Annotated in this window: 24 protein-coding genes; 12 read left to right on the top strand and 12 right to left on the bottom strand. The window is 67.4% G+C overall.

The window, feature by feature from the left end:
* Positions 1–9: 9 nt before the first annotated feature.
* The gene (locus tag ACQPYY_RS29750) at positions 10–1,062 is read right to left on the bottom strand and encodes a 3-oxoacyl-ACP synthase III family protein (protein WP_433591825.1); all 1,053 of its coding nucleotides are present in this window, start codon (positions 1,060–1,062) and stop codon (positions 10–12) included.
* Positions 1,063–1,401: 339 nt separating this feature from the next.
* Positions 1,402–2,073 (bottom strand): TetR/AcrR family transcriptional regulator, encoded by a 672-nt coding sequence (locus tag ACQPYY_RS29745; RefSeq protein ID WP_433591824.1) that lies wholly within the window; start codon positions 2,071–2,073, stop codon positions 1,402–1,404.
* Positions 2,074–2,273: 200 nt separating this feature from the next.
* On the opposite strand from ACQPYY_RS29745, the gene ACQPYY_RS29740 reads away from it, so the two are divergent.
* The 3 genes from ACQPYY_RS29740 to ACQPYY_RS29730 all read left to right on the top strand — a co-directional run bounded on the left by ACQPYY_RS29740 (position 2,274) and on the right by ACQPYY_RS29730 (position 4,709).
* Positions 2,274–3,071 carry a helix-turn-helix domain-containing protein gene (locus ACQPYY_RS29740; protein ID WP_433591823.1) on the top strand — a complete coding sequence of 266 codons (798 nt, stop codon included), beginning with the start codon at positions 2,274–2,276 and terminating at the stop codon, positions 3,069–3,071.
* Complete coding sequence (locus ACQPYY_RS29735) at positions 3,071–3,865, top strand: helix-turn-helix domain-containing protein (protein WP_433591822.1); 795 nt, start codon at positions 3,071–3,073, stop codon at positions 3,863–3,865. The genes ACQPYY_RS29740 and ACQPYY_RS29735 overlap by 1 nt, the downstream gene beginning before the upstream one ends.
* A 61-nt stretch (positions 3,866–3,926) precedes the next feature.
* Entirely contained in the window at positions 3,927–4,709 is a 783-nt protein-coding gene (locus ACQPYY_RS29730; RefSeq protein WP_433591821.1) for a helix-turn-helix domain-containing protein, read from the top strand.
* Between the two features lie 216 nt (positions 4,710–4,925).
* Here ACQPYY_RS29730 and metG read toward each other — a convergent pair whose 3' ends face one another.
* Positions 4,926–6,482 carry a methionine--tRNA ligase gene (metG, locus tag ACQPYY_RS29725; RefSeq protein ID WP_433591820.1) on the bottom strand — a complete coding sequence of 519 codons (1,557 nt, stop codon included), beginning with the start codon at positions 6,480–6,482 and terminating at the stop codon, positions 4,926–4,928.
* A 54-nt stretch (positions 6,483–6,536) separates the two neighbouring features.
* Between metG and ACQPYY_RS29720 the strand changes: the two genes are divergently transcribed.
* Positions 6,537–7,364: a TatD family hydrolase gene (locus tag ACQPYY_RS29720; protein ID WP_433591819.1), complete on the top strand. Its 828-nt coding sequence runs from the start codon at positions 6,537–6,539 to the stop codon at positions 7,362–7,364.
* Positions 7,365–7,614: 250 nt separating this feature from the next.
* A complete protein-coding gene (locus tag ACQPYY_RS29715) occupies positions 7,615–8,742 on the top strand; it encodes a transglycosylase family protein (RefSeq protein WP_433591818.1) in 1,128 nt (375 codons plus the stop codon).
* Between the two features lie 136 nt (positions 8,743–8,878).
* On the opposite strand, the gene ACQPYY_RS29710 is transcribed toward ACQPYY_RS29715, so the two are convergent.
* From ACQPYY_RS29710 to ACQPYY_RS29700, 3 genes are all read right to left on the bottom strand, one after another.
* Complete coding sequence (locus tag ACQPYY_RS29710) at positions 8,879–10,495, bottom strand: FAD-dependent monooxygenase (protein WP_433591817.1); 1,617 nt, start codon at positions 10,493–10,495, stop codon at positions 8,879–8,881.
* A complete protein-coding gene (locus tag ACQPYY_RS29705; RefSeq protein WP_433591816.1) occupies positions 10,474–11,787 on the bottom strand; it encodes a serine hydrolase domain-containing protein in 1,314 nt (437 codons plus the stop codon). Before ACQPYY_RS29705 ends, ACQPYY_RS29710 begins: the two co-directional genes overlap by 22 nt.
* A gap of 112 nt (positions 11,788–11,899) precedes the next feature.
* On the bottom strand, positions 11,900–12,667 hold the full coding sequence (locus tag ACQPYY_RS29700; RefSeq protein ID WP_433591815.1) for an SDR family NAD(P)-dependent oxidoreductase: 768 nt from the start codon (positions 12,665–12,667) through the stop codon (positions 11,900–11,902).
* A 162-nt stretch (positions 12,668–12,829) separates the two neighbouring features.
* Between ACQPYY_RS29700 and ACQPYY_RS29695 the strand changes: the two genes are divergently transcribed.
* Positions 12,830–13,987 (top strand): alpha/beta hydrolase family protein, encoded by a 1,158-nt coding sequence (locus ACQPYY_RS29695; protein ID WP_433591814.1) that lies wholly within the window; start codon positions 12,830–12,832, stop codon positions 13,985–13,987.
* Between the two features lie 25 nt (positions 13,988–14,012).
* Here the strand turns inward: ACQPYY_RS29695 and ACQPYY_RS29690 are convergent, their stop codons facing one another.
* The gene (locus ACQPYY_RS29690) at positions 14,013–15,521 is read right to left on the bottom strand and encodes an alpha/beta fold hydrolase (protein ID WP_433591813.1); all 1,509 of its coding nucleotides are present in this window, start codon (positions 15,519–15,521) and stop codon (positions 14,013–14,015) included.
* 238 nt (positions 15,522–15,759) lie between these two features.
* Between ACQPYY_RS29690 and rsmA the strand changes: the two genes are divergently transcribed.
* Positions 15,760–16,641, top strand: a complete 882-nt coding sequence (gene rsmA, locus ACQPYY_RS29685; protein ID WP_433591812.1) for a 16S rRNA (adenine(1518)-N(6)/adenine(1519)-N(6))-dimethyltransferase RsmA — start codon at positions 15,760–15,762, stop codon at positions 16,639–16,641.
* 30 nt (positions 16,642–16,671) lie between these two features.
* Here rsmA and ACQPYY_RS29680 read toward each other — a convergent pair whose 3' ends face one another.
* The gene (locus tag ACQPYY_RS29680; protein ID WP_433591811.1) at positions 16,672–18,264 is read right to left on the bottom strand and encodes an ArnT family glycosyltransferase; all 1,593 of its coding nucleotides are present in this window, start codon (positions 18,262–18,264) and stop codon (positions 16,672–16,674) included.
* 444 nt (positions 18,265–18,708) lie between these two features.
* A complete protein-coding gene (locus ACQPYY_RS29675) occupies positions 18,709–19,473 on the bottom strand; it encodes a TetR family transcriptional regulator (protein ID WP_433591810.1) in 765 nt (254 codons plus the stop codon).
* A gap of 93 nt (positions 19,474–19,566) precedes the next feature.
* Between ACQPYY_RS29675 and ACQPYY_RS29670 the strand changes: the two genes are divergently transcribed.
* Positions 19,567–20,775, top strand: a complete 1,209-nt coding sequence (locus ACQPYY_RS29670; RefSeq protein WP_433591809.1) for an FAD-dependent monooxygenase — start codon at positions 19,567–19,569, stop codon at positions 20,773–20,775.
* 9 nt (positions 20,776–20,784) lie between these two features.
* On the opposite strand, the gene ACQPYY_RS29665 is transcribed toward ACQPYY_RS29670, so the two are convergent.
* Positions 20,785–21,180, bottom strand: coding sequence for a VOC family protein (locus ACQPYY_RS29665; RefSeq protein WP_433591808.1), 396 nt, complete (start codon positions 21,178–21,180; stop codon positions 20,785–20,787).
* A 230-nt stretch (positions 21,181–21,410) separates the two neighbouring features.
* Between ACQPYY_RS29665 and ACQPYY_RS29660 the strand changes: the two genes are divergently transcribed.
* Together ACQPYY_RS29660 and ACQPYY_RS29655 are read left to right on the top strand one after the other, a co-directional pair.
* Complete coding sequence (locus ACQPYY_RS29660) at positions 21,411–21,989, top strand: hypothetical protein (RefSeq protein WP_433591807.1); 579 nt, start codon at positions 21,411–21,413, stop codon at positions 21,987–21,989.
* Positions 21,990–22,166: 177 nt separating this feature from the next.
* Positions 22,167–22,499: a chorismate mutase gene (locus ACQPYY_RS29655; RefSeq protein ID WP_433591806.1), complete on the top strand. Its 333-nt coding sequence runs from the start codon at positions 22,167–22,169 to the stop codon at positions 22,497–22,499.
* Here ACQPYY_RS29655 and ACQPYY_RS29650 read toward each other — a convergent pair.
* Positions 22,458–22,853 (bottom strand): GerW family sporulation protein, encoded by a 396-nt coding sequence (locus tag ACQPYY_RS29650; RefSeq protein WP_433591805.1) that lies wholly within the window; start codon positions 22,851–22,853, stop codon positions 22,458–22,460. The genes ACQPYY_RS29655 and ACQPYY_RS29650 overlap by 42 nt on opposite strands.
* 857 nt (positions 22,854–23,710) lie before the next feature.
* Here ACQPYY_RS29650 and ACQPYY_RS29645 point away from each other — a divergent pair.
* Complete coding sequence (locus ACQPYY_RS29645; RefSeq protein ID WP_433591804.1) at positions 23,711–24,583, top strand: helix-turn-helix domain-containing protein; 873 nt, start codon at positions 23,711–23,713, stop codon at positions 24,581–24,583.
* On the top strand, positions 24,580–24,774 hold the full coding sequence (locus ACQPYY_RS29640) for a DUF397 domain-containing protein (protein WP_379092977.1): 195 nt from the start codon (positions 24,580–24,582) through the stop codon (positions 24,772–24,774). The genes ACQPYY_RS29645 and ACQPYY_RS29640 overlap by 4 nt, the downstream gene beginning before the upstream one ends.
* On the opposite strand, the gene ACQPYY_RS29635 is transcribed toward ACQPYY_RS29640, so the two are convergent.
* Complete coding sequence (locus ACQPYY_RS29635) at positions 24,775–25,275, bottom strand: LpqN/LpqT family lipoprotein (RefSeq protein WP_433591803.1); 501 nt, start codon at positions 25,273–25,275, stop codon at positions 24,775–24,777.
* Positions 25,276–25,304 lie beyond the last annotated feature (29 nt).

The following is a 25,304-nucleotide window of genomic DNA, read 5'->3' as shown; positions in this document are numbered from 1 at the left end:
GGCGGTACCTCAGACCTTCAGCGACGAGATGGTGGTGGACAGGAATCCGCCGACGACGCCCGACGCCGCGGGAATCATCAGGATCTTCGATCCGGCGGCCAGGTTCTGCTGGCTCAGCTGATCGTGCAGCACGATGAAATGGGAAGTGCTGGAAGTGTTTCCGTACTTCTCGATGACATTCAGGTCCGGCGGCATGGGGTGGCCGAATTCGCGTTCGGCGATGGCGTTCATGAACGGGATCGCGGCCGCGCCGAACTGGTGGTGGATGATGTAGTCGAAGCCCTCGTCGGCGAAGGTGAAGCCCTGCGCCTCCATGAAATTGCGCTGGGTGTCGGTCCACAGCAGGAACCGGGCCTCGTTGTGCATCTTCCGGTTGTCGGTGTACAGCGCGACGCCGTTGGACTTGTCGCTCGGCATTCCCAGACAGAGGTGGGAGAACTCCGACGCGGTGGTGAGTTCGATGTAGTGGATCACGTCGTTGTCGTCGACGGCTTCGTCCAGCACCACGCACGCGCCGGAATCGCCGACGGTGAGCGAGGCGAATTGCAGATCGTATTTGCTGGAGATTTCATTGACCGCGGTTTCCGCGATCGGCGTGATGGCCTCACCGCTGACCACGATGCCGCGTTTCACGGCGCCGCTGCGAATCATGCGGTCGAGAATGTAGACGCCACTCATCATGCCGGCGCACGCATTCGAGAGATCGAATGCGATGACATCCTCGCGGGCGCCGATGGCGCGGGCGATCGTGCCGGCGAAGGACGGCTCCATGTACATCTTGGTGCCGTGCTTGCTGCGGGTGATGGAGGTGGAGATGATGATGTCGAGATCGCCCGCGGCGTACGACGACCTGGACAGGCAGTCCTCGACCGCCTTCATGGCGAGCGCGAAGGAATCCTCGCGGCTCTCCGGACGCGTGTCGCGGAAGCGGCGTTCCTTGACTCCCGTAATTCGTTCGAGATCGAATTCGGGAGCCTCCTTCAATCGCGCGACGAGTTCTGCTGTGGTGACCCGGTTCTCGGGCAGATAGGCGCCGATCGATTCGAATCGAGATTGCGGCACAGGGGACTCCTGAAACTGGGGAGGCTGAAAAGCGTTGGGGGGAAAGGTGATCGACTGTGATCGTCAAGCTCGGATGCGCTGAGGCTACCCGAGGGTAACCAGCTTGGGGAACTGTCGCGTTCCGTGTAACCGTCTGGGACGAAAGGTGAACAGTCGCTTACTGTTACCGGCGGTGACAGAAAAGCCCTCAGTGCAGCCAGCCTCGCCGAGGTCGCGCTGAAATGGGGGTTTGACCTTCTCCGGCAATGCAAGTGAACATCCGGCTATCCTCGGTCATGCGCCTTCGGCATGGTCCGGATATGGCAGGACGAGGCCCCCTGTTGTGAGTGAGTTCACGCGTCAGGCGCGTTCGGGCAGCCCCAATACCGCGTTCACGAATTCCACGAACAGCGGCGCCAATTCGGGCACCCGATGCGCCCCCTCGGCGACGATGACCCGCCGCGTGCGCTCCCCGATCGCGTCCGGGATCAGCGCGAACAGTTCGTTCGCGATCACCGGCAGGCTCGGATCGGTTACCCGTGCCTCGGCATAGAACGCGCGATACAGATCCGCGAACCGATCCACCGACAGATCCCGCAGCGCCACCGATTGCTGATCCACCTTGAACGCCTCGACCAGCATCAGCCGCGCGAAATCCGGCTCGGAGGCCACGGTTTCGCAGAATGTCACCACGATGGACTCGATCCGCTCGTGCGCCCCCGCATCGGTCGGCAACTGCCCCAGTTCATCGGCGATCCGAGTCGCGATGATGTCCGAAGCCGTCCGCACCGCCTCCACGAAACACTCTTCCTTATTGCTGAAGTGCTCGTAGAACGTACTGCGCGATACCCGGGCCCGCGCCACGATATCGCTCAATGTGACCGCGTAATACCCTTTCCCCTCAACGCATTCCACCATCGCCTCCAGCAACCGCCCCCGCTGCGAGGTGAGTACCGCCTCCCGGGCGGCCCGATGCCGCTGATCGAAGTCCGTGCGCTGCAACCCCGCGGCCGACCCACCCCAACCCCGCATCCAAACCTCCCTGACTGAACTGTCAACACTTCAGATCCCCATTATCGAGCCCCCGTCGAAGCCGCCCCACCCCGGTATTGACATCGCATGCCATCAGTCTCCTGCGGTTGTCCTCTCAACCGGGTCCCGCGTCACTGTGACCTGCACCGGACCGTAGGCTGACGGAAGATTTCCGGAAGGGTGGACGACAGGTGCTAGGAGTGTTCGACTCGATCCCCGAACAACCCTTGCTCGGGATCTACATGCGGTATCGGCGCGAGACGCTCGGCATCACCCAGGAGGAAACCGCCAAGCGCATGTTCGTCAGCCTCTCGCTGTACCGGAAGCTCGAGAGCGGGGAACGCGCGCTCACCGCCGAGCGGCTCTCGGACTGGTGCGCCGTCATGGACGCGCCGAGCTGGATGCTCGAGAAAATGGTCTCGCTCACGATGCCGAAGATCGCGACGGTGGCGCGGGGAGTGTGGCCGCCGGTGCTGCGTCGGGAAGACCTCGATCATCTCCACGCCCTGCCCTACCCGGCCTTCTACCATCGGTTCCCCGAATACGAGGTGCTGGCGGCCAATTCGGCGGCGACCGCCGTGTTTCCCTGGCTGGCCCCCGCGCCCGAGGGTTCCGAGCGCCCGGTGAACGTCATCGAACAGATGATGACCGTGCCCGAAGCGCGTGAGTCCCTGGTCAACTGGGACACCGTGGCGCACCGGCTGCTGTTCACCCTCCGCGTCCTCTCGCCCGGCGTCATCGCCCCCGAACGGCTCGCGCAGATCATCCGGACCTGCCACGCCGATCCGGAGTTCCAGCGCATGTGGAACAGCCCCATGGACGAGGACCTCTACACCGATTCGCTGATGCTGATCCGCGATCCGGAAGCCGGCGAGATCAGGCACTTCACCATGCGCGCCTACAACGCCTATCACCCCCAGGACTGCTCCTACCAGCTGTTCGTCCTCACGCCGCGAACCCCCGGCACCGCCACCGTCGACCCCTTCGCGCTCGCATGATGGACATCGAACCCGAACCGTCGCTGCTCGCGATGTACCTGCGCTACCGGCGCGAGACCCTCGGCATCACCCAGGAGGAGATCGCGCGGCGCATGTTCGTCTCGCTCTCCCTCTACCGGAAGCTGGAGAGCGGCGAGCGCGCGCTGACCCCGGAGCGGCTCGAGGACTGGTGCGTCGCCACCGAAGCGCCGATGTGGATGCTCGAGAAGATGGTCACTCTGGCGGTTCCGAAGATCATGACGATCGCCCGCGGGGCCTGGCCGCCCGAACTGCGTCAGGAAGACCTCGACCACCTGCGGGCCCTCCAGTACCCCGCGTACTTCCACCGCTTCCCGGAATACGAGGTGCTCGCGGCCAACGAGGCTGCGACGGCGGCGTTTCCGTGGCTGGCGCCCGCGGGTGCCGGCGCGGGGCGCCCGGTGAACGTCATCGAGCAGATGCTGACCGTCCCCGAGATGCGGGAACTGCTGGTCAACTGGGACACCATCGCGCATCGGCTGGTGTTCGGACTGCGTGTCCTCTCGCCCGGCATCATCGCCCCGGAGCGGCTCGCGCAGATCATCGAAACCTGCAGCGTGAACCCGGAGTTCGAGCGAATGTGGAACACCCCCATGGAGGAGTACGTGTTCAACGACTCCCTGGTGCAGGTCCGTCATCCCGAATCCGGCGAGATCATGTCCCTCACCATGCGCTCGTACAACCCGTCCCTCCCTCAGGACTGCTCCTACCAGCTGTTCATGCTCACGCCGCGCACGCCCGGCACCCCCACTGTCGATCCTTTCGCGATCGACTGACCCGCCCCGAGGAGGTGGACCGATGGTGTCCGGTGAGAGTCGGCCCGCGCCGGAGCAGCCCATGCTCGGCATGTTCATGCGCTACCGGCGCGAGCATCTGGGATTGACCCAGGACGACGTGGCGCGACGCATGTTCGTGAGCCTGTCCCTCTATCGCAAGCTCGAGAACGGTGAACGCCCCATGTCGCCGGAGCGGCTGGCGGACTGGTCCCGGGCCATGGACGCGCCCGCGTGGTTGTTGCGCAAAATGGCTTCGCTGGCGCTGCCGATGGCCTCCGCGGTGGAGGCGGGGGTGTGGCCGCCGGCGTTGCGGGCCGAGGATATCGAGCATTTGGAGGCTTTGCCGTTTCCGGCGTTCTATCACCGGACGCCCGAGTACGAGATCTTGGCGGCGAACCAGGCCGCGCGGGAGGCGTTTCCGTGGCTGCTTCCCACGCATGCGGAAGCCGAGCGGCCCGCGAATGTCATCGAGCAGATGATGACCGAGCCGATCGCGCGGGAGGTGCTGATCAACTGGGAGCTGATCGTGCATCGGCTGCTGTTCATCCTGCGGGTGAACGCGCCGGGGACCGTCGCTCCGGAGCGGCTCGCGCAGATTCTGGAAACCTGCCGGGTGAATCCGGAGTTCGAGCGATTCTGGACCACCGACCTCAGTGAAGAGCAGTTCAACGATTCACTGGTTCTGGTGCGGGACCCGGAGACCGGCGGGCAGATGGCGCTGACCATGCGCTCCTACAACGCCTGGCATCCCGACAACTGCCCGTACCAGTTGTTCATGCTCACGCCCCGGGCCGACCCGGCGCCGAGCGTGAGTGCCCCAATTCGTGCGACCTCTGCGGGTTGACCCTGCCGCGGCGGGGCCGGATGCTTGTTCGGCGAGATCAAACTGCTGCTGCCCGGTCCGAGCCCGTGCTTCGGATCGGGCAGTTTCGCGTTTTCTCGCGGCATTCCCGTTCCGGTGCCGGTGGAGTTCGGAGGGGAATCTCCACCCGTGGTGGATACGGGTGTGACGACTCGGTGACCGCCCGCCGAAGGGGGGCGGGCGGCACCGGATCTCGCATTACTTGGGGGTCACGTACTTCGGGAAGACGACTTCCGGCTCGGGGAGAGCCGTGCCCGGGACCAGCGGGGTGGAGACGTCGGCGAAGGTGCGGTCGGGAGCGGCCAGCAGGTCGAGGATCTTGCCTGCCGACGCGGGGATCACCGGCTGGACCAGGATCGAGACGATGCGCAGGACTTCCATGGTCACGTAGAGGATGGTGCCTTCGCGGGCGGTGTCCTCGGGGGTGCCGGCCTTGGCCAGGGTCCAGGGGGCCTGGGCGGAGAAGTAGCGGTTGGTCTCGCCGAGGGTGAGCCACAGCTGTTCCAGGCCGAGATGGATCTGCTGCTGGTCGAATTCGGCGCGGACCTTCTCGAGCAGGCCGTTGGCGCGGTCCAGCAGGGCCTTGTCGTCCTCGGTGAACTCACCGGGGGTCGGGACCACACCGGCGAAGTCGCGGCCGACCATCTTCAGGCAGCGCTGGGCCAGGTTGCCGTACTCGTTGGCCAGGTCGGAGTTGATCCGGCCGATGATCGCCTCTTCGCTGTAGGAGCCGTCCTGGCCGTAGGAGATCTCCCGCAGCAGGAAGAAGCGGACGGCGTCCAGGCCGAAGGTGTCGACCAGCTCCATCGGGTCGACCACATTGCCGACCGACTTGGACATCTTCTCGCCCTTGTAGTTGACGAAGCCGTGCACGAAAACCCGCTTCGGCAGCGCGATTCCGGCGCTCATCAGGAACGCGGGCCAGTACACGGTGTGGAACCGCGAGATGTCCTTGCCGATGATGTGCAGATCCGCGGGCCAATACTTCTGGAACGAGCCCGAGGAGGTGTCGGGGTAGCCCGCGCCGGTGAGGTAGTTGGTGAGCGCGTCCACCCACACGTACATGACGTGATCGGGGTGCCCGGGCACCGGAACGCCCCAGTCGAAGGTGGTGCGCGAGATCGACAGATCCTTCAGACCGGCCTTCACATACGAGACGATCTCGTTGCGCCGCGTCGCGGGCGCGATGAACTCCGGCTGCGTCTCGTACAGTTCGAGCAGCTTGTCCTGGTACTTGGACAGGCGGAAGAAGTAGTTCGACTCCTCGGTCCACTCCACCGGGGTCTTGGTGTCGGTGGAGATGCGGGTGCCGTCCTCGAGGACGGTGGTCTCCTCCTCGGTGTAGAACGCCTCGTCGCGCACCGAGTACCAGCCGGCGTAGGTGTCGAGGTAGATATCGCCCGCGGCGACCATCTGCTCCCAGATCGCGACCGACGCGGCGAGGTGGTCCTCGTCGGTGGTGCGGATGAAGCGGTCGAAGGAGATGTCGAGCGCCTTGTCCATGTTCTCGAAGACGTCGGAGTTGCGCGAGGCGTACTCCTGCTCCGAGAGCCCGGCGGCCTTGGCGGCCTGCTGCACCTTCTGGCCGTGCTCGTCGGTGCCGGTCATGTAGAACACATCGAAGCCGTCCAGCCGTTTGAAGCGGGCCAGGGCATCGGAGGAGATGTACTCGTAGGCGTGCCCGATGTGCGGTGCGCCGTTCGGGTACGCGATGGCCGTGGTGACGTAAAAGGCGGGGCGATCGGATGCGCTCATGGTGTGTCTACTCTATCTGCGTGTCCTACGTCGCTCGCGTGAATATCCCCGTCCATGAGTAGCCGCCGACCTGCGCCCGAGCCGCCGGAGCCGCTGTCGCCGCTGATCGACGCGCACACCCACATCGACGCCTGCGGGGCCACCGATCCGGAATCGGTTGCGGCGCTGGTGGACCGGGCCCGGGAGGTCGGCGTCCGGGAACTGGTGACGGTCGCCGACGACCTGGAGGCGGCCCGCTTCGCGGTGCGCGCCGCCCACTGGGACGACCGCGTGTACGCCGCCGTCGCGCTGCATCCGACCCGCGCCAACCACCTCGACGACGCCGCCAAGGCCGAGCTGGAGCAGCTGGCTGCCGATCCGCGCGTGGTCGCGGTCGGCGAGACCGGCCTGGACTACTACTGGCCGGGCAAACTGGAGGGCTGCGCCGATATCGAGGAGCAGGTCGAGGGCTTCCGCTGGCACATCGACCTGGCCAAACGGCTGGGCAAGCCGCTCATGATCCACAACCGCGAGGCCGATCACGACCTGCTGGCCGTGCTGATCGACGAGGGTGCGCCGGACGAGGTGATCTTCCACTGCTTCTCCTCGGACCCGAACATGGCGATGGCGTGCGTGGAACAGGGCTTCGTACTGAGTTTCTCGGGCACGGTCAGTTTCAAGAATGCGCACGAATTGCGGGAGGCCGCGAAACTGGTTCCGGACGAACTGATTCTGGTGGAAACCGACGCGCCGTACCTGACGCCGCATCCGTTCCGGGGCGCGCCGAACGAGTCCTACATGCTGCCGTACACGCTGCGCGCGCTGGCGGAGCTGCGGGAGCAGGATCCGGCGCAGCTGGCCAAGATCACCACGGCGAACGCGCGCCGCGTCTACGGGATCTGACGCCCGCGTCTACGGGATCTGCGGGGGCCGCGGAAACGCGGCCACCGCACCTTTTTCGTCATCGCGCGATTCCCGCGTTGCCATCGGCACGAGTTGAATCGGTGTGGCTTGGCTCACTAAGATCTGCCGCGATCGTGATTCACCTGCGGTTCGATACCGGGTCGTGACCCTCGTTCCCGCAGCACTGCCGCGAGTGGTTGTGATTCACTGACCCCCTCGTTATCGTATTGTGACCATGCCGGGATTTCCGATGCACGCTTTGGCGAAGATCAACTCGTCGCGTTCCCCGATGTTGTACGGGGCGATCGCGGCGATGCTCGTCACGCTCATCGTCGGTGCGGGCGTCGCCATCATGAGCAAGAAACAGGTGACCTTCGTCGTCGACGGCAAGGATTTCGTCGTGTCCACCATGCGCGGCGATGTGCGCGGCGCGCTGGCGGACGCCGGCTACGGCATCTCCGGCCGCGACGACGTGTCCCCGTCGGCGGGTGCGCGCATCAGCGACGGCTCCACCATCACGCTGAACCGGGCCCGCGAGGTCGCGCTGATCGTGGACGGCACCCCGTCCAAGGCGTGGACCACCGCGCTCACCGTGGCCGAGGCCGTGGTGAAGCTGAATCTGCCCGGCGACGTCTACACCTCGCCCGCGCGCCCGACGCCGCTGCCGCTGCTGGGCGCGCAGCTGCTGATCACCAACCCGCGCACGGTCGAGCTGAGCGACAACGGTTTCGCCCCCGCCCTGGTCCGGCTGGCCGCGCCGACCGTCGGGGAACTGCTCCAGGTGCAGGGCCGCCCGCTGGTGAATCAGGATTTCGTGGTCCCGGCCGCGAACACCCCGCTCACCGAGGGCATGAAGATCACCGTCACCCGCAAGATCGTGCAGAACCGCACCGAGCGGGTGCCGCTGGATCCGCCGGAGAACACCATCGAGGATCAGTCGCTCAATATGAGCCGCACGATCGTCGAGAACGCGGGCGTACCGGGCACGCAGGACGTGACTTTCGCGGTCTCCATCGTGAACGGCCAAGAGGCGGGCAAGGATCCGATCAAGTCCACCGTGATCGTCCCCGCGCAACCCAAGACCGTGCGCCGCGGCGCCAAGCCCGGCACCGAGGTTCCGGAGGTCAAGGACGGCCGTACCTGGGACGCCCTGGCCAGCTGTGAATCCGGCGGCAACTGGGCGATCAATACGGGCAACGGCTATTTCGGCGGCATCCAGTTCGACCAGAGCACCTGGGAACGGCAGGGCGGCACCCGTTACGCGCCTCGCGCCGATATGGCCACGCGCGAGGAGCAGATCGCCATCGCCGAGGTGACCCGCGCCCGCCAGGGCTGGGGTGCGTGGCCCGCGTGCACGTCGCGGCTGGGAATCAGCTAGTCCGGACCCCTCATCGGCCCGGACAGCCACGGCGATCGGGTCGAACGGCTGTCCCGCGAGTGCGGACAGCGGACACTCACCGGGGATGTCGGTTCCGCGAATCAGGGTGTTACCGAAGATCTCTCCCGCGACATGGTCAGCGGAAAGTGGATTCGAGATAGGTCATCAGGTCCGCGATGTCGGCCGCGCGCCGGGCGTAGCCCAGGTACCCGTCGGGCCGGATGACGAAGGCCGACCGCCGCGCCGCCCGGTAGGCGCGCGCGAATTCGCCCGCGGTGTCGCGGATCAGCGGGAGGGTGGTCGCGTCCGCCACGGCGCCGGGGGTGGCGATCAGATAGACGTTCAGGTGGCAGCGGGCGGCGGCGATCGCGGTGGTGGCCAGCTCTTCCAGCGCGCGCAGGTCGGAGTCGGCGGTGGTGTCGTCCGCGTACAACAGCAGGGTGTGGCGGGTGCCGTCCAGCAAGGGGAGCAGCCGGAGGTCGAAGGCGACGGCGGCGCGGGTGAGGCCGCGGGCGTCGGGAGCGCGGGCCCCGGCGCGCGGCGCGGGTTCGTCGGCCGGGGAGGCCGCCACGATCGGGCTGCCCGCGTAGTCGATGAGTAGCTGGGCTTCGCGGCGCAGCACGTATTCGGGGTCGGTGGAGTCCGCGCCGATGCCTTCGCGGGCGCTGCGGACGGTGCGGCCCACGACCTCCTCGCCGACCGGGCGGCGTTCGGCGTCGTAGGAGCCGAGCAGGGCGGGGGAGGCGTCGCCGCGGACGGCCAGCGCCAGTTTCCACGCCAGGTTGTGCGCGTCCTGGATGCCGGTGTTCATGCCCTGCGCGCCGGTGGGCGGATGGATGTGGGCGGCGTCGCCGGCCACGAAAACCCTGCCGTGACCGTAGGAGTCGACGATCCGGTGGCTGATCCGGAAGACCGAGGACCAGCGCAGATGCGAGACCCGCGCCGGTTCGGGGGCGAGCCGGTCGACGACCGCTTGCAGGTCGTCGATTTCGGGCGTCCACCCGGTGGTGAAGCCGTGCTCGACGCTGTCGCCGGTCTGCTCGCCCGAGTGGCCGTCGGGCAGCAGCATGGAGATGCGGTACCGGTGCAGGCCGGGCAGCGGGATGCAGACCAGGACGTCGTCGACGACGCCGTCGGTCCGGTGGCTGGCGCGAATGTTGTAGCCGCGCGGCATGTTCCAGCCGAGTTCCACATCGCCGAGCATGTACTGCTCGGCGAACGCGGCCCCTTCGAACGACAATCCCAGCGCCTTGCGGACCGTGCTGTGCGCGCCGTCGCAGCCGACGAGATACCCCGCGCGCGTGGTCGCGGCGCCGCTCCCGTTCTCCGACGTGACCGTGACCCCGTCGGCGTCCTGTGCGAAAGCCGTTACCCGCGTACCGCGTTCGATGACGCCGCCGAGTCCGGTCAGCCGGTCCCGCAGGATCCGCTCGGTCTCGTACTGCGGCAGCCCGACGAATCCGAACGGCACGTCCGGCGGCAGCGTCAGCTCCATCCGCCCGTCCGGTTCGCCGTTGACATAGGCGAGTTGCCCGCGCAACGGTATTGCGGCGTCGAGGATTTCCCGCACGACCCCCATCTGCTCGAACACCTCCAGCGCGCGCGGCTGGATGCCGACGGCCTTCGCGTACTGCGGTGGTTCGAGCAGCGGGTCGAGGATCCGGCACGGTACGCCCCGGCGGCGCAGTTCGATGGCCGCGGTCAGGCCGACGGGTCCGGCTCCGGCGATGATTACCGCGGTGTCGTCGTCCACGGCGTCGACTCGGTAGGCGAGGCGGCGGTGGTGCTGGTACCGCTATCGCGTTGTGCCGGATCGTTTCCGGACAGGACGTTGGGGCCGTAGAAGGTCGGCAGCATGGCCTTCACCAGCACCAGGGCCGATCCATCGCCCGAGGGCACCGCCGCCAGGTTGGTGGCGACCACGATGGTGAGCTTGGAATCCGGGTCCGACGCCATGTAACTCATGAAGCCCGGGAGCTGGCCGTCGTGCCCGAACTGGTGTTCACCGAATCGCACCAGGCCCAGGCCGTATCCCGCCAATGCCGGAAGGTCCGGGTTGATCGGCTGGATGCTGTCCATCCGCATCTTCTGGAACTCGGCGTCGAGCAGCTTGCCCTCGACGAGCGCCTTGGTGAAGGTGGTCATGTCCTCCACCGTCGAGATCGCGGCCCCGGCGGCCCAGGCCCAGGAGGGGCTCGAGGTGGTCGAGTTGTTCGGTTGCAGGGTGCCCGCCAGCGCCGCCGCCCGCTGGTCCGGGGGCAGGGCGTAGGTGTCGATGGTGGAGACCATGGTGCCGAAGGTGTAGCCCTGCGGGTGCGGATCCGGGATCGAGGAGTCGGACACCGCCGGGAACGAGGTGTTCTTCAGCCCGAGCGGCTCGAAGATGCGCTGGCGTAGGGCATCCGCCAGCGGCATCTTCGCGACCTTCTCGATGACCAGACCGAGCAGGATGGTGTTGGTATTGCTGTATTCGAACTTCTCGCCCGGCGGGAATCGGACCGGGTGCGCGAAGGCGATGGCCAGCAGCTCCTCGGGGGTCCACACCTTCTGCGGGTCCTTGTCGACCTCGACGCTCAGGTCGCGGTCGAAGGTGTAGTTGTAGAGGCCGCTGCGCATTTCGGCGAGCTGGGCGAGGGTGATCTTGTCGCCGTTGGGCACTCCCGGCCAGTGCTTGTCGATCGGATCGTCGAGGGAGAGCTTGCCCTCCTGGGCGAGCTGCATGAGGACCGTGACGGTCATGGTCTTGGTATTGCTGCCGATCCGGAAATGGTCGTCCACTCTGATCGGGTCGTCCTCGCCGAGGGTCCCGGTCCCGAAGGCGGCCTTCCAGTTCCCTTCCTTGGGCGAGGTGATCATGACGACGGCGCCCGGAATGACGTTGTCCTTCATCAGTTTCGTGATGAGCGGGCGCAGCGTCGCGGCGTACGCCGGTTCCTTGGATCCATTCGATTCCGGGGACCCGCTGGTGGATTCCTTCGATCCACCCGAGTCCTTCGAGGACTCGCATCCCACCGCCGCTGTCAATCCCACGGTGGCGACAAGCACTCCGAAACTCCGCCGGTTTCCCATGACTCTCCGTCCGGGTCCGATGTTCGTGGCTAGGAAGTGCTTGCCAGCCTAACTCCGTACCGACTGGTCCCGATTGAAATCGGGCCCGCTACATCAGCGCGCCGCCGTCGACCCGCAGCTCGGTGCCGGTCATGTAGCGGCCGTCGTCGGAGGCGGCCATGGCGACCACGCCCGCGATGTCCTCCGGCTTGCCCAGCGCGCCGCCCTCGATCCAGCCGGGCAGCCGCGCCATGAGTGACCAGTCCGCGTCGGCGGGCAGCGCCAGACCGGAGGTGATGCCGGAGCTGATGCCGCCGGGCACGATATTGACCGCGCGCAGGCCCTTCTTCACGTATTCCAGCGCGATGGAGTGGGTCAGCGCGTTCACGCCCGCCTTGGACGCGGAGTACGCCGCCATATACGGGTTGGACCCGAACGCGGAGGTGGAGGAGAAGTTCACGATCACGCCGTGGCCGGATTCGATGAGCGCGGGCAGGGCGGACCGGATCATCAGGAAGGTACCGGTCAGATTGACCGAGATGACCTTGTTCCAGTCCTCGAGCGGCATCTCGTGGGTGTGCGCGGCGCGCAGGATGCCCGCGGCATTGACCAGAACGTCCAGGCCGCCGAGGAATTCGAGGGCCTCGGCGGTGACCGCGCGGACCGAGTCCTGGTCCGCGATGTCGATGGTGAGGGTGCGCAGGCGTTCGCGCTGCGCGGCGGGGGCGGCGTCGACGGTGGCGGCCAGTCCGGCCTCGTTCACATCCGCGGCGACCAGCTGGGCCCCCTCGGCGAGCAGGCGCAGGGCCACGCCCTGGCCGATGCCCGATCCCGCTCCGGTGACAATGACTCGACGACCTTCGTATCTGCTCGACATGGCGAGAAATTAGAACAAGTTTCAAAGCCCGTCAATGGGGTGTGCGCCGGATACTCGTCGGCTATTTGCCAGAGTGTTCACATATTTGAACGACAGTCCAGTAGATAAACTCCTTCGCCGTATGTGTTCGGGCAATGAGGGTCGGGATCTGATGGAGGATTCATGCGTTCGGTTGGTTGGCGTACTCGTGTGTGCACGACGGCTCTCGCGGCCGCCGGCGCCCTGCTGGTGATCCCCGGCGCTCCGGCACAGGCCTATCCCGGCACCGCCTTCGCCACCACGCCCGCGTCGGACGGCTTCCGCGGCCTGTCCGACGGCACCTTCATCGACTACTGGACCACCCGCTCCAACGGCGAACCGGTGAAAGCCAGTGGCGCGCTGTTCGTTCCGCCCGGCCCCGCGCCCGAGGGCGGCTGGCCGATCATGGCCTACGACCACGGCACCTCCGGCATGGGACCGGGCTGCGGCGGTCAGACCGACACCACCCACATCACCCGGGCCACCGAGGACAAATTCCTGCAGTACCTGGTGAACAAGGGCTTCGCCGTGGTCGCCCCCGACTACCTCGGCCTGGGCCGCTTCGACACCGGCCCGCACCCGTACCTCGAGATCAGCACCGAGGCCGGCTCGACCATCGACCTGCTGAAAGCCGCTCGCGCACTGAATCCCTCGCTGTCGCGCAGCTGGGCGGTCACCGGCTTCTCGCAGGGCGGCCAGGCGGCGCTGGGCACCGCGCACCTGCAGGCCGCCACCGCACCGGATCTGGACTTCCGCGGCACCATCACCGTCGACCCGGAATCGGATCTGGAGAAGATCACCCCGTTCGTCGGCCCGTGGATGCCGGAGATCCCGGGCCAGGCCGGAACCGCGGTCAACGGTTTCGTGGTCAGCATGCTGGCCGGCCTGCGCGCCACCCACCCGCAGGCGAACGTCGACAGCTTCCTCACCGAGCGCGGCCGCCAGGCGCTCGACGAGTCGCAGAGTCTGTGCTTCCTCGACATCATGAAGAAGGTCGAGGGCATGGGCATCGGCGACATGCTGTCGCGGCCGCTCAACGATCCCGCGTTCCAGGCCGCCATGAACCAGTACATGACCGTGCCGGTCACCGGCTACGACGCGCCGATCCTGTTGCTGGTCAACGCGACCGACACCACCGTGCCCTCCCCGCTGCACGCCGCGCTGGCCGCGCAGTTCGCCGCCAACGGGGTCGACTTCTCCACCGTGGTCGGCACCGGCAGCCACACCCAGCTGAACCCGGCCATGTGGGATGCGATCGGCGCCTTCACCGATCGCATCCTGTCCACCCCCACCCTGCCCTGAGCCGGGGCGGTCCGGCCCGGACCGGCTACTTCGGGAACCAGTTGTAGTCGGGCGCGCAGGTGATGTCCGTGTCCGGGCGGACGCCGGTGGCCAGGTAGGTGTTCACGGCATCGTTCACGCACGGGCTCAGATCGTCGCGGAACGACGCGTGAATTCTGGTGTCCGCCAGGGTGATCAGTCGCGACTTCGGGAGTTTCGCGTGCAGCGCCAGGCCCTCGGAGTAGGCGGTGCGGGTGTCGTGGACATTGGCCAGCATCAGCACCGGGGTGTCGTTGCCGATCTCGGTGGGCTGCTCCACCGGGTCCGGCCAGAAGGCGCAGGCGGTGATGTTGTTGGCGAACGCGCCGAACACCGGCTGCGACGCCCGGGTGGCCTCGACGTTCTTGTAGTACCAGGCGGGATCGCGCGGCGCGGCCTTGTCGCCGCACATGATGGCGGCCATGGCGGCGGCGTCCAGCGGCACCACCGAGAAGATCTTGGCCTGGAGGGCGTCCATGTCGATCGGGCCGCCCGCGACGCCGCTGGCCACCATGGTGAGGATCTCGGCGAGGTTCGGGTTGAACTGCGGATTGGGCAGCAGCGCAACCAGAATCATCGGGATGGTGTGCTCGTCGACGAGGAAGCCGCTGCCGTAGATCTCGTGGCCCGCGGACCGGCGGATCAGGTCCTCGACCCAGCCGCGCACCGCCTCGGGGGTGGTGCCGAAGTGGTAGAGGTCGTCGTGGCGGGCCGCCCAGGTCGCCCAGTCGTCGAGCGCCCATTCGTTGATCGCGCCCATGTCCTGGTAGAGGCCGATGTAGTAGCGGTCCGGGTCGATGGGGGAGTCGAGGACCATGCGGTCGACGCGGTCGCCGAACAGCTGGGTGTAGACCGCGCCCAGGTAGGTGCCGTAGGAGGCGCCGAAGAAGTTGATCTTCTGCTCGCTCAGCACGCTCCGGATGACATCCATGTCGCGGGCGGTGTTGCGGGTGGTGATGTGGCGGATCTTGCCGGGGTCGGTGGCCACGCAGGCGCTCGCCATGGCCGCGGCCACGGTGGCGTCGCGGGCGAAGCCGAGGACGTCGAAGCCCGCCGAGAACAGAATGGTGGGAATCGGGATCGTGCAGTTGACCTTGTCGGACCGGCCGATGCCGCGCGGGTCCATGCCGATGATGTCGTATTGGGCGCGCACGTCGTCGGACAGGTTCGTCAGGTAGTTGGCGGGCATGCGCAGGCCCTGGCCGCCCGGACCACCCGGATTGGTCAGCAGGATGCCGCGACGGCGCTCCGGATCGGTGGCCTGGACCCGGGAGATGCCCAGGGTCAGGGTGCGGCCGCCGGGATCGGCGTAGTCGAGCGGGACGACCACGCCCGCGCACTGCGCGCCCGCCTTGTCCAGGATCTTGTCATTGCATGCCTGCCAGTTCAGCGTCTGATGCGTGAACCGATCCGGCGCGACGGGCGCTTCCGCGTGCACCGGGCCCGCGGGCAGGGTGGCGGCCGCGGTCACCAGCGTCGCGCCCAGAACGAACCGTCGAATCCGCCGAGCGGGCATGCACTCTCCTCCAAGGTCGTGGTTGCCGGGTGGCGACGCTACCCGGGCATAGGGCGAAAAGCCCTGAGTGATGGGGTTTTTGGTCCGACGCGCGCGTCCGCCACGCCGTAGCGGCGCTGCGGCGGATGACCGCGGCGCCGGCCTCGGCGGGCTCACCGACCGCATCCGCGCCGCGCCGACCGTGTCCTGACCGGGGTGTCGGCGCGAGTGATCCGCCCAGCTTGATAGGTTTTCCAGAATGTCCGAACCCGAAGTCGCCGGTCGTGGAAAAGCAGCCCTGCTGGGCCCCGCCGAAGTGCGTGAGCTCGCCGAGCGATTCGGGGTCCGCCCGACCAAGCAGTTGGGGCAGAATTTCGTCCACGATGCCAATACGATGCGCCGCATCGTCGCCACCGCCGGCGTGACACGCGGAGACACCGTGCTCGAAGTCGGGCCCGGTCTCGGATCGCTGACACTCGCCCTGCTCGACGTGGTGGATCGCGTCATCGCCGTCGAAATCGATCCGACGCTGGCCACGCATCTGCCGCAGACCGTCGGGGCGCGCGCTCCCGAACTCGCGGACCGGCTCACCGTGGTGCCCATGGACGCCATGAAGGTCACCCACGCCGACCTGCCCGCCGAGCCGACCGCGCTGGTCGCCAACCTGCCCTACAACGTCGCGGTGCCGGTGCTGCTGCACCTGCTGGCCGAATTCCCGAGCATCCGGACCACGCTGGTCATGGTGCAGCTCGAGGTCGCGGATCGGCTGGCGGCCACGCCGGGCGGGCGCATCTACGGCGTGCCCAGCGTGAAGGCGGGCTTCTACGGCAGCGTGCGGCGCGCCGGAACCGTTGGCCGCCAGATCTTCTGGCCGGTGCCGCAGGTGGAATCCGGGCTGGTCCGCATCGACCGGTTCGACGACGCGCCCTGGCCGCAGGACGACGCCTTCCGGCAGCGGGTGTTCACCGTGGTCGACGCGGCCTTCGCGCAGCGCCGCAAGACCCTGCGCGCGGCCCTCGCGGGCTGGGCGGGCTCGGCCGCGGAGGCCGAGAATCGTCTCACCGCGGCCGGTATCGCGCCCACCGCGCGCGGTGAGACGCTCGATACCGCCGCTTTCGTTCGTCTGGCTCAACAAGGCTGACTCCCCGCAGCCGGCCGAGTCCGTGGACTCTCAGATTCCGCTGGGGAAGGTGAGGGTCTGCAGGCCCGGCCACACGTCGGCCCACGGGTGCTTGGGTTCGCGGCACACGTAGACGGTCATCAGGCGCTCCAGGCCGGGCAGGCCGTTCGGGTCGTTGATCTTGGTGACCTCGGTGGTGGAGTTGAACTGGGCCAGGAAGTCCTTGTCGCCCACGCCGTCCACCGACAGGTAGACGATGGTGCGGTAGGAGTCCGACGGCGGGCCGAAGTAGCCGAAGCCGCGGTTCGGGCTGAACACCGGCGGCAGGTTGTGGTCGCGGCCGAATTCCTCCAGCGCGCTGGCCTGCACGTAGGCGGCGGCGACCACGGCGGTGTTGTTGCGCTCGGCCTCCGGCAGTCCGGCCACCGCGTCGGCGACCGCCTTGGTGAAGGTCTCGTATCCGGCCGGGCCGGTGAGCGATTCACGCTGCCAGTACTGCGCCTGGTCGGTGATCGGCTTGTCGATGCCGGTGAAGTCGCGCGCCCACTCCCAGCTGTAGGGGACCGGGATCGAGGCCATCCACGCCGTGAACATGACCGCCGACAGCACCGCCACGGCATTGACCCACTTGCTGATCTGCTTTCGCGCCTCGACCGTGCTCAACGCGAACGCGCCCGCGCCGACCAGGGCGGGCCAGAAGCCCGCCACGTAGTAGGAGCGGCCGTTCTCCACCAGGACGATGATCAGCAGGCCCAGGCCCGCGATCAGCGCGAAACGGTAGGGGCGCAACGCCTCCAGCCGGGTGAGGCCCCACAGGCCGAAGATGCTGAGCAGGCCGCCGAGCAGACCGCACTGGACGGCGATCTCGATCGCGCAGATCAGCGGACCGGTATTGGCGGCGTACTGCTCCTGGGCGATGATCTCGGTCATCTGCGATTCCACCCAGCCGTGCTGCACCTGCCACACGATGCCGGGGACCATCGACAGCGTCAGGATCGCGGTCCCGACGTACAGCGCCGGGCGGCGCAGCAATTCGCGCGGGCCCGCGATCAGCACGCCCAGGCCGAGCAGCGCCCACACGCCGGGCATCATCCACTTCGCCTGGAACGCCAGCGCGGCGGCCACGCCCGCGACGATCAGCAGGTAGTCCTGCCGCGTGCGCACCCAGCGGATGAGCAGCCAGATGATGGCCGCCTGCAAGGGGATGTCGAAGGTCAGCGTGATCAGCTGCATCTGGTTGAACGCCAGCGGTGACACCGCGTACGCCGTCGCGGCCAGCACCTGATACCGCGCGCTCGCGCCCAGCTCCCGCGCGGTGGCGGCCGCGACGACCGCCGCGGCGGCCATCAGCAGCAGTGCCGGAATGCGCAGCGCCAGTACCGAACCCGGCGCGATCAGATCCATCACGTGCGCCACGAAAGGCGCCAGCGGACCCTGATCCGGGTAGGCCCACGCGAGCCGACGCCCAGCCGCCAAGAAGTACAGCTCGTCGCCGAAGTAATTGATCCGAGCCGCGGGGAGGCCGAGCACGGCGGCGAACCCCAGCGAAACCGCCAGGACGCCCTTCCACGCGAACGGATGCACCCGCCGATCGGCGACCGGTTCGACGGCGACCGGCTCCGGCGCCACTTCGGTGGTTGACACTATGCCCTCCCAGGGAACACAAAAACGCCCGGCGAAACCGAAAGTCGGCAAGGCCGGGCGTCGATCACGCAGCAGAATATCCGCAAACCCCCCGTGCAGTCGCCCCGAACTTTCAGGGGCTTGCCGCCCCCTCCGCAGCAACCCGCCGCCCGGCGCCCGGGTTTACCCCCTCCTCGCGGTGTCCCGGCAGGCCTTGTCGAACAGTTCTCAGCACCCCTCCAGCTACCCCTGTGAAGGGCCGCTGAACACCGTAAACGCGGCTACCGAGTCGGTGCTCTCGCGGGTTCCCGCCACGGGTGCGCACCCCCTGATCACGCGACAGTGACCGCGCTCATCTCGTGTGGATTTGTCTCAAATGAGACAAGTCGTATATGCGCCATTCGGGTGCGCCTGTGGGCGGAGCGATCTCGCCGCCCGGATTCGCGAGCGCGTCTCAAAAATGTCTCACGTTGCCGTCTCGGAGCCGTCGCCGGTGGGCGTGGCGAGATACCGATAGACGGTCGCGCGGGACACGCCCAGCTCGGCGGCGATCTCGTCGACGGTGTGGTCGCCCGCATCCCGCATGCGCTGGGCGGAGGCCACCATCGTCGAGGTCATCGCGCCGGGACGGCCCCGGGCCGGACGGCGGCGCGGTGTCTCGGGCGCTCGGGCGGGGGTGGTGGTGCGCCGGGGCGGCGGCGTGTTCAGGAGTTGTTGCGCGCCCGCGAGAATCGCGGCGCGCAGCTCCGGCTCGGGATGGTCGGCGAAGATGACCACCGGGTCGCTGAGCGCGGCGTACACCTGCGTGGCCCGCACCCGCTCGGCGAAGTCGGCCTCGGGTCCGGCGATCACCTCCTGGGCGGCCAGCGCGATGTCGCGCAGCCGGGCATAGGTCGCGTTGTCGGCGGACAGCGCCTCGTCGTGCAGCTGTATCCGCAGCACCCGCGCGTGCCGCAGCCAGGTGTCGATGAGTCCTTCCACCACGGCCCATCGCCGTTCGGCCGAGTCCGGGAGGGTCTGAATCGATTCGAGCAGGGCCTCGGTCTCGGCCAGCAAGGGCTCGACCAGGGCGGCGACGATGTCGCTCTTGCTCGGGAAATGGTAGAGCACGGCGGTTTTCGTCAGACCGACCTGCTCGGCGATCTCCCGCACCGACACCGCGTGATACCCGCGCTCGACGAACAGTGTGAGCGCGGTGCGAAGGATGCGGGCCCGTGAGTCGTCGGTCATGCCCCAGCACCCTACCCGTTGACTGACCATCGGTCAGTGGCCTACAGTCGAGACTGACCGTTGGTCAGTATTTTTGAGATAGGGGTAGTCATCATGTCGAGAGAGCGAATTCTGATTTCCGGCGCCGGGATCGCGGGCCAGGCTCTGGCGTATTGGCTCGCCCGCCACGGATTCCGGCCGACCGTGGTCGAGCGGGCGGCGCGGCTGCGGACCGGCGGCCAAGGCGTGGACATTCGCGACCAGGCGATCGAGGTCGCCGAGAAGATGGGCATCATGCCGCGGGTGCGCGAGGCGGCGGCCGATGTGGTCGGCATGCGGTTCGTCCGCGCCGACGGCCGCGAGATCTCCCGCATCGACATCGAGGGCATCAAGAACGAGAACGGCAGCGCCGAGGTCGAGATCATGCGCGGCGACCTGGTGCGGATGCTGCACGACATCACCTCCGGCGCAGTCGAATACCTCTTCGACGACGCCATCACGGCGCTGGATCAGGACGACGACGGCGTGACCGTCACCTTCGTGAACGGACCCGCCCGCCGCTTCGACCTGGTGGTCGGCGCGGACGGCTTGCACTCCACGGTCCGCACACTGGCCTTCGGGCCGGAATCGGACTACGTGCGCTTCCTGGACCACTACTTCGCCTTCGGCAATGCCGACGCGGAGCTGGGCCCCGACCGGTGGGTCACCCTGTTCAACACCCCCGGCCGCATGACCGGCGTCTACCGATCGGGCAACCACCCGCAGGCCAAGGCCTACTTCATGTTCCGCAGCCCCCGACGCGACATCGACCTGCGCGACCAGCAAGCGGCCCGCGCCCTGCTCTCGGCCGAGTTCGGCGACGAGAACGACTGGCGCGTACCGGGATTGCTCGCGGGCGTCCTCGCCGACCCGGACGCCTACATCGACGCGCTCGGTCAGGTCCGCATGGACTCGTGGTCCAGCGGGCGGGTCGTCCTCGTCGGCGACGCGGCCTACTGTGCCTCACCGGTCTCGGGGGCGGGTGCGGAGATCGCTCTGATCGGGGCCTACCGGCTCGCCGGGGAGCTGGCGGCCGCCGCCGGTGACCATCGCATCGCCTTCGACCGGTACGAGCGGTCGCACCGTCCCCTGATCACCCGCAAACAACAGGTCGGACCCAACCTTCGGCTGATGGTGCCGAAGACCCGGCTGGGCATGGCCGTGCGCAACGCCGTCACCCGCCTGCCGCTGCTCGAGTCGATGTCCGGCATGGAGCGCATCATGTCCCCGAAGGCCACCGACCGGCTCCCCGACTACGAGTCCGTAGCCGATCCGGCCCGGTGAAGGCCCCGCTCACCGGTCCTTGTGGCACACCGCTTCCAGCATGACGCCGTCGTACCCGCGCCAGAACGTGGCGTAGTACGGCGGCGGATACTGCGGGAAGGACTGGGGCGTATGGATGATCTCGTCGCCACGACCCGAGGCCCAGTCGTGGACCCGGTCGACGTCCGCGCGGGTGGGGACCATGAACGCGAGATGCTGAAGACCCGCGCGCTCGGGGGAGTAGCCCGGCTCCGGGGCCGGGTAGAAGAACAGATACGTGCCGACCTTGCCGCCCGCGGGCCAGTAGGCGAACTGCGTATCGTCGGCCAGCAGCTGGTCGTAGCCGATCAGCGGCATCAGCTGGTCGTAATACTGGCGTGCCGCAGCGAGATCGGTGACATTGACGCCGAGGTGTCCCAGGGGCATGGTCGGAATCTACGCGATGTTCTCCACACGATCCCCGTGATCGGTCCGGGGACATCCACATCGGGCCGATAGATTGCCGTCGGAGGAACGTGCCGGCGGAGGGAGCGATGTCGTCGGTGTCGATGGCCGGACGGGTATCGCCGCGATCCTGTCCCTGACTCGCCGGCCAATTCCCTTGCGGTAGTGGGCGATATCGCGTTCTGTCGGTAGGCCCTGCCATGCTGACCGGCATGACTTCGAGATTGTCGGTCGATGTGTCGAGCGAGCGCGTGTTCACCGCGGTCACCGGTTCGGGGATGCTCGCGCTGTGGGATCCGGCGGCGTTCACCCATGTTGTCGATTACGACAGCTGGGAGTTGGAGCTGCTGGATGACGAACCGATCATCGAGCACGTCCGCGCCGGTCGGCTGGTGCCGCTGAACATCCTGTCCGACGGGCGATTCGGAGTGCTGGTGCGGCAGGGCGCGGCGGGGGAGCTCACCGAGCGCGAGCGGCGGTACGCGCAGAACTCCTCCGAGCCGTACCTGTTCGTGTCCACGGGCGTCGCCAAGATCAGCGGCATCGAAGAGGTCGGCTCGTTCGATGAGGAAGAGTCGACGGTGGCCGACATGAAGCCGACCGACATCGACCTTCCGGCAGGCTCGTACGCCGTAACCGTCCACCTCCTGGACTGGGAAGCGGAACCCGGCGCGACGGACGACAAGGGCGACGCCACCGCCACCGCCCTGCCCGACTTCGTCGTCCTGATCGCACCCGCCGACGGAGGATCGTTCCGCACCGACATCGAGACCTTCGACGACCTCGACTGATCGGCGACCGCCGCGGACCTGTGGTTTGATGGCCGAGTGATGGTGATGACGCAGTCGTGGCGGCCGAGGTTTCGGCGGCTCTGACGTGCGTTCGTGTCGGCTGCCGGTGCGGTGGCCGACGCGTCTCGCGTCGCTCGGCTGACGCGTCGGTGGCCTCGAATCGAGAGGTCCGAATTCATGTCTCTGGAAGAAGTGCGCGGCGAGATCGATGCGATCGACGCGCAGATCATCGAATTGCTCGGCGCCCGGCAGCAATTGGTGATGCGCGCCGCCACCTTCAAACGCGACGAACACGAGGTCCGCGCCCCCGACCGGCGCGGCCGGATGATGGTCCGCCTCCGCAAACTGGCGGTGCGCCACGGCGTCGACCCGACATTGGTCGAGCGGGTCTACAACACCCTGATCGACGGATTCATCGAACTCGAGCAGCAGCGCCACCGCGCACTCACCGCCGGTGAGGTGGCCGGTTCAGCCGCGGCGCGCCCGGTAAAGGCGGCGTCCGGCGCGTAATGCGTACGGTGCGAGGAGGCCGGCCGCGATCCCGGCCAGAGGCAGGGCCACGCCGGTCCACCGGGCCGGGAGCGGGCGGTAATGGGCGGAGCCGTCCCGGATTTCGATGAATCCCAACGGCCGCATCTCCATTCCGCCGCCCGAACCCCCGCCGTCGACGACCTCGTCGGCGGCGGAACCGCGACCGGGCACGACACCGAACGCGAACCCCGCCCGGGCCACCGGCACGATCGTGACCCCGTCGCCGGTGATCGGATCCCCGAAAACCACTGACGCGCGCGCCTTCTCCCCGAGCCGATCGACCAGCTCCTCCATCAGCCGCGCGGTAGACCCGCCCGCATCCTCGAAATCCATACCGCCATTGTTCCGCCAACCGGACACGACCGCCGAGTCCGCCACCCTGACTGGTCTTTTCCTCCACAACCCTGCCGCGAATCATCGAATCGTCGCCAATTCATGAGCAGTAGTGGTGGTTCAGGGCAGTTCAGCGCTGCCGCACCGGCTGTCGGACCCGGCTGGATCAACGAAACCTACTCGCCTTCGAGGTCAGCGCTGCGCGGCCGCGCGGGGTGATCCGCCAGCGACCGCGCGGGTGACTGGGAACGATCAGACCACGGGATTCGAGATGGGCCAAGGCGTTGCGCGTACGCCAGGTAGTGAGAGTTGCGGCGAGCTGGACTTGGGCGGCGGTGAGAGTGCGGTCGGGGCTGAGTGCGGTGAGAACGGCCACCTCGGCGGGGGTCATGCCGCGAACCTTTGCGGCGTCCGGCGGAGATGCCTTGGGTGAGTGCGCATTGGTCGTGGTGCTCGGCGATGGCGTCCGGGATCTGCTTCGGGGCGGGGGACGTCGAGGTGGCCGCCGCCGATGACGGAGAGTCGTAGGACGGTGGGCTCTGGTGCGGGAGCGTCGTGGTGGAAGCCCCACCAGGACCAGAGGATCACGCTGCCGCAGAGGACTGCGATCGTCAGAAGTGCCCAGGTGTCCCACCGCATTATGGTCTCCTCTCGAACGCGGATCTCGGTCGCTCCCGGGCTCCCGGTGGGGTTTCGGAGTGGTTGGGGAACCGGGGATGCGTACATCGGACAGCAGAAACTGCGATCGAAGGACCGCGATTTCTGCGTGCGCAGGATTTCTGCGCGTTTCCCCAGCACGCCATCCGATTTCGGCGCACAATTGATTCGGGTTTCGGAGCCGACGCCAGGAGATGGTCATGTCGAAGCGCTCCAGCAATCTGCCTCGCCGCCAACTTGGGCGGTACTTGAGAGAACTGCGGCAGCAGTGTGGTCTGTCGATCGTGCAGGCGGCCAAGCTGGCCGAGCGAGGTACCGGCAGCCTGCAAAGGCTGGAAACCGGAGTGACCGAACGGATCCACCTGAGCGACATCGAAGAACTGTGCCGGATCTACGATGCGCCCGAATATGTGGAGCCGCTGAAAGGGCTTGCGCAGCAAGCCAATGTGAAATCGTGGTGGCACGAATACGGAGACCTGATTCCGGCTGGGTTCAACGTATACGTCGGGTTGGAGTCGGCGGCCGAGCGGATCACGATCTACCGGCCCGACATGGTGTCCGGCTTGTTCCAGACTCCGGAGTATGCGCGCACGCTGGACCACATCTACTTTCCGCATGAGTCGCCTACGGCCATCGAACGGCGGGTGCATCTTCGAATCAGGCGACAGTCCCTGATCACCAGGAAGCGCAAGCCCGCGACCACGCGCCTGGTCATCGACGAAGTCGCGCTGCAACGAGTGGTCGGTGGCCCGAAGGTCATGGCCGCCCAACTCCGGCACCTCGCGGCCATGCCGCCGAATGTGTCTGTTCGGATCCTGTCTGCCGCAGCGGGATTTCCCCTGGGCGTCTCGCCCGGCCCCTTCACGATCCTCGATTTCGCCGTGGACGATGACGGCGAGCCCGAGGAGCCAACTGTCGTCTATGTCGAGAGCTACACGGGCGCAATGTACTTCGAGCTGGATGGCACCGTCGACCAGTATCGTGCCGCGTTCGCCACCATCGAACGCGTAGCGTTGAACGAGGCCGACAGCAGAAACCTGCTGCGGCGGATGGCAAAGGAGTATTCAGCGTGAAAAATGAGCTGGCCCAAGCCGAATGGTTCAAAAGCAGCCGGAGCGCCGGGGGACAGGACTGCGTCGAGGTCGCATTCCTGAACCGGGGCGGGGTCGGGGTCCGTGATTCCAAGGACCCCGGTGGGCCCGCGTTGGTGTTCACCGGCGAGCAGTGGGATCGGTTTCTCGCCGGTGGGGTGTGGGAGCGGTAGCTACGCCGAGATGGACAGGCCCTGGAGGATGGCGGTGGGGGCGCTGCCGTCGCTGTCGTTGCGGGTGGTGATGGTGAGCTGGACCAGGTACTGGCCCTGGTCGGAGTCGACGATGATGTAGCGGTTGTAGGCCCACAGGGTGAGGTTCTGGACCTCGTAGGTGCCGGTGATGGCGGCCGAGGGGAGGCCGTCGTAGTCCGCGGTGTCGGTGTCGATGTCCTTCCACGCGGGGAGCTGGCGGGCATCGTCGAAGGCGTGGGTGAGGAGTTCGGCGGGGTCGACGGCGGGGGTGAAGGTCGCCACCAGGAGGACCGCGTTGTCGGCCCAGCCGTCGACGGGCGGCTGGGTCCAGACGCCGAAGGAGCCGGGGAACATCTGCGGCGGGACCTGCTGCCAGCCTTCGGGAACGCCGACGGTGACCTTCGGCGCGCCGGGGGCCGCGGGGTCGACCGGGGCGGCCTGGATCTGGGCGGAGGCCAGGTATTCGGCGATGGTGGTCAACGAAGCTCCTCGAGAGGGGGCGGCGGTGG

It is taken from the genome of Nocardia sp. CA-145437, from assembly GCF_050956485.1.
Classification (GTDB): domain Bacteria; phylum Actinomycetota; class Actinomycetes; order Mycobacteriales; family Mycobacteriaceae; genus Nocardia.
Note: the sequence above shows the minus strand (reverse complement) of the source record. Positions and strands in the feature narration are given on the sequence as shown.

Coding starts and splice junctions, on each gene's coding strand:
- ACQPYY_RS29655 (WP_433591806.1), top strand. CDS start 22,167: ATGTCTCTGGAAGAAGTGCGCGGCGAGATCGATGCGATCGACGCGCAG.
- ACQPYY_RS29695 (WP_433591814.1), top strand. CDS start 12,830: ATGCGTTCGGTTGGTTGGCGTACTCGTGTGTGCACGACGGCTCTCGCG.
- metG (WP_433591820.1), bottom strand. CDS start 6,482: ATGAGCGCATCCGATCGCCCCGCCTTTTACGTCACCACGGCCATCGCG.
- ACQPYY_RS29730 (WP_433591821.1), top strand. CDS start 3,927: ATGCTCGGCATGTTCATGCGCTACCGGCGCGAGCATCTGGGATTGACC.
- ACQPYY_RS29675 (WP_433591810.1), bottom strand. CDS start 19,473: ATGACCGACGACTCACGGGCCCGCATCCTTCGCACCGCGCTCACACTG.
- ACQPYY_RS29665 (WP_433591808.1), bottom strand. CDS start 21,180: ATGCCCCTGGGACACCTCGGCGTCAATGTCACCGATCTCGCTGCGGCA.
- ACQPYY_RS29660 (WP_433591807.1), top strand. CDS start 21,411: ATGACTTCGAGATTGTCGGTCGATGTGTCGAGCGAGCGCGTGTTCACC.
- ACQPYY_RS29645 (WP_433591804.1), top strand. CDS start 23,711: ATGTCGAAGCGCTCCAGCAATCTGCCTCGCCGCCAACTTGGGCGGTAC.
- ACQPYY_RS29720 (WP_433591819.1), top strand. CDS start 6,537: ATGAGTAGCCGCCGACCTGCGCCCGAGCCGCCGGAGCCGCTGTCGCCG.
- ACQPYY_RS29700 (WP_433591815.1), bottom strand. CDS start 12,667: ATGTCGAGCAGATACGAAGGTCGTCGAGTCATTGTCACCGGAGCGGGA.
- ACQPYY_RS29715 (WP_433591818.1), top strand. CDS start 7,615: ATGCACGCTTTGGCGAAGATCAACTCGTCGCGTTCCCCGATGTTGTAC.
- ACQPYY_RS29670 (WP_433591809.1), top strand. CDS start 19,567: ATGTCGAGAGAGCGAATTCTGATTTCCGGCGCCGGGATCGCGGGCCAG.
- ACQPYY_RS29690 (WP_433591813.1), bottom strand. CDS start 15,521: ATGCCCGCTCGGCGGATTCGACGGTTCGTTCTGGGCGCGACGCTGGTG.
- ACQPYY_RS29735 (WP_433591822.1), top strand. CDS start 3,071: ATGGACATCGAACCCGAACCGTCGCTGCTCGCGATGTACCTGCGCTAC.
- ACQPYY_RS29650 (WP_433591805.1), bottom strand. CDS start 22,853: ATGGATTTCGAGGATGCGGGCGGGTCTACCGCGCGGCTGATGGAGGAG.
- ACQPYY_RS29745 (WP_433591824.1), bottom strand. CDS start 2,073: ATGCGGGGTTGGGGTGGGTCGGCCGCGGGGTTGCAGCGCACGGACTTC.
- rsmA (WP_433591812.1), top strand. CDS start 15,760: ATGTCCGAACCCGAAGTCGCCGGTCGTGGAAAAGCAGCCCTGCTGGGC.